2 protein-coding genes are annotated in these 2833 nt (G+C 61.6%); one reads left to right on the top strand and one right to left on the bottom strand.

Going from position 1 to position 2833, the window contains the following annotated elements:
- Window positions 1-89: 89 nt before the first annotated feature.
- Window positions 90-1007 (bottom strand): LysR substrate-binding domain-containing protein, encoded by a 918-nt coding sequence (locus QMX98_RS33780; RefSeq protein WP_077748548.1) that lies wholly within the window; start codon window positions 1005-1007, stop codon window positions 90-92.
- A 180-nt stretch (window positions 1008-1187) separates the two neighbouring features.
- Here QMX98_RS33780 and aspA point away from each other — a divergent pair, with 180 nt between their 5' ends.
- On the top strand, window positions 1188-2612 hold the full coding sequence (gene aspA / locus QMX98_RS33775) for an aspartate ammonia-lyase (protein WP_010465341.1): 1425 nt from the start codon (window positions 1188-1190) through the stop codon (window positions 2610-2612).
- Window positions 2613-2833 lie beyond the last annotated feature (221 nt).

Genomic DNA, 2833 nt, shown 5'->3' with positions numbered 1-2833 from the left:
CGCGAATGCGATGTGCCAGTCGCCGACACTGTTGACTGAACCACCGCATTCGCGAGCAGGCTCGCTCCCACTTTTGATCTTCAGTGGTTTCAGGAACCCGTCGTGCCTTGGGCGGCGCCGCCTTCCAGTTTGCGCCACAGCAAACGAACGTTCGCCTTGCGCACCAGCGCGCAGCGATACAGTCGGATCTCCAGCGGCACATGCCATTGCGGGCCGCCGCAGACCACCAGTTCACCGCGCGCCAGTTCGGCACGCACGCTCAATTGCGGCACCCAGGCAATCCCCAACCCCTCGAGCGCCATGCTTTTCAGGCTGTCGGCCATGGCGGTCTCATAGATGGTGGTGAAGCGCAGCGCACGCTGGCGCAGCAGCATATTGACCGAACGCCCGAGAAACGCACCGGCGCTGTAAGCGAGCAGCGGCACACTGGCCTCGCCTTCCAGATCGAACAAGGGTTTGCCCTCGGCATCCGCCGCGCACACCGGCAACATCTCGGTGTGGCCAAGGTGCAGCGACGGGAAGATTTCCGGGTCCATCTGCAAGGCCGCGTCCGGGTCATAGAACGCCAGCATCAAGTCGCAACCGCCCTCGCGCAGCGCATGCACCGCGTCGCCGACGTTGGTCGCCACCAACCGCGTGGCAATGTTCAGGCCTTCATTGCGCAACTGCGCGATCCAGCGCGGAAAGAAACCCAAGGCCAAAGAGTGAGCGGCAGCCACTTGCATCACTTCGCCCTGCCCGCCTTCCAGGTGATGAAGGTGGCGCAGCACTTCGCCGAGCTGTTCAACCACGGTCCGCGCGGTCACCAAAAACAACTGTCCCGCCGCCGTCAGTTCGACCGGCGTGCGCGAGCGGTTGACCAACGTCAGCCCCAGCGCGGCTTCCAGGCTGCGGATTCGGCGACTAAACGCGGGCTGCGTCACGAAGCGGCGTTCCGCAGCCTGGGAGAAGCTGCGGGTGGCGGCCAAGGCGCTGAAGTCCTCGAGCCATTTACTTTCCAGATTCATCACGTCCTCCCGGACACGCACCAATTTAGGTCACACGCTCGCCGCACACACGGCGTCACACCGGCATTATGCCGAATGTGCATAGGCCAGTGTTTAACAGCATTGGCCGAAAATTCTCTACAAGCCTAGCATTTGCAGCGTTCCGGCACAGACCGGGTCCTTATCGAGATGATTTCTATCATGTCCTCCGCTGCATCTTTCCGCACAGAAAAAGACCTGCTTGGCGTACTCGAAGTACCTGCTCAAGCGTATTACGGCATCCAGACCCTGCGAGCGGTGAACAACTTCCGTCTCTCCGGCGTTCCGATTTCGCATTACCCGAAGCTGGTTGTCGGCCTGGCGATGGTCAAACAGGCCGCCGCTGACGCCAACCGCGAGCTGGGTCACCTGAGCGAAGCCAAGCACGCGGCCATCAGCGAAGCCTGTGCCCGTCTGATCCGCGGCGATTTCCACGAAGAGTTCGTGGTGGACATGATTCAAGGCGGCGCTGGCACTTCGACCAACATGAATGCCAACGAAGTCATCGCCAACATCGCGCTGGAGGCCATGGGTCACCAGAAGGGCGAATACCAATACCTGCACCCGAACAACGACGTGAACATGGCGCAGTCGACCAACGACGCCTACCCGACCGCGATCCGCCTGGGTCTGCTGCTGGGTCACGACGCGCTGCTGGCCAGCCTCGACAGCCTGATCCAGGCGTTCGCTGCCAAGGGTGTTGAGTTCAGCCACGTCTTGAAGATGGGTCGTACCCAGCTGCAAGACGCCGTGCCGATGACCCTGGGTCAAGAATTCCGCGCCTTCGCCACCACGTTGAGCGAAGACCTGGCACGCCTGAAAACACTGGCACCTGAACTGCTGACCGAAGTGAACCTGGGCGGCACCGCGATCGGTACCGGCATCAACGCCGACCCGCGTTACCAGCACCTGGCCGTTCAGCGCCTGGCCCTGATCAGCGGTCAACCGCTGGTTCCGGCGGCCGACCTGATCGAAGCCACCTCCGACATGGGCGCCTTCGTGCTGTTCTCCGGCATGCTCAAGCGCACCGCGGTCAAGCTGTCGAAGATCTGCAACGACCTGCGCCTGCTGTCCAGCGGCCCGCGCACCGGCATCAACGAAATCAACCTGCCGGCGCGTCAGCCAGGCAGCTCGATCATGCCCGGCAAGGTCAACCCGGTAATCCCGGAAGCGGTTAACCAGGTAGCGTTCCAGATCATCGGCAACGACCTGGCCCTGACCATCGCCGCCGAAGGCGGCCAGTTGCAACTGAACGTGATGGAGCCGCTGATCGCCTTCAAGATTTTCGACTCGATCCGCCTGCTGCAACGCGCCATGGACATGCTGCGCGAGCACTGCATCGTCGGCATCACCGCCAACGAAGAGCGTTGCCGTGAGCTGGTCGAGCACTCGATCGGCCTGGTCACCGCGCTGAACCCGTACATCGGCTATGAAAACGCCACCCGCATCGCCCGTATCGCCCTCGAAAGCGGCCGCGGCGTGCTGGAACTGGTGCGCGAAGAAGGCTTGCTCGACGACGAAATGCTCGCCGACATCCTGCGCCCGGAAAACATGATTGCTCCGCGTCTGGTGCCTTTGAAGGCTTGACCGAACGCAGACTCATGCTCTTTTAACGAAGAGCACCAGGAGCCACACGCTCACCAGGTCGAGGGACTAGACACCTCTCACCTTTTGAGGGCTTGGGGATTTATTCCCCAAGCCCTTTTTTTTAACTGAAAGGAAAACCGTCTTCTGTAGGAGTGAGCCTGCTCGCGATGAACGATAACGCGGTGTAACTGAAATACCGCGGTGCCTGCATCGCGAGCAGG

Source organism: Pseudomonas sp. PS02303 (genome assembly GCF_029959925.1).
GTDB classification, from domain to species: domain Bacteria; phylum Pseudomonadota; class Gammaproteobacteria; order Pseudomonadales; family Pseudomonadaceae; genus Aquipseudomonas; species Aquipseudomonas mandelii.
Note: the sequence above shows the minus strand (reverse complement) of the source record. Positions and strands in the feature narration are given on the sequence as shown.

What these genes read in the sequence shown, in the direction of transcription:
- QMX98_RS33780 (WP_077748548.1), bottom strand. Translation starts at nt 1,007, where the DNA reads ATGAATCTGGAAAGTAAATGGCTCGAGGACTTCAGCGCCTTGGCCGCC.
- aspA (WP_010465341.1), top strand. Translation starts at nt 1,188, where the DNA reads ATGTCCTCCGCTGCATCTTTCCGCACAGAAAAAGACCTGCTTGGCGTA.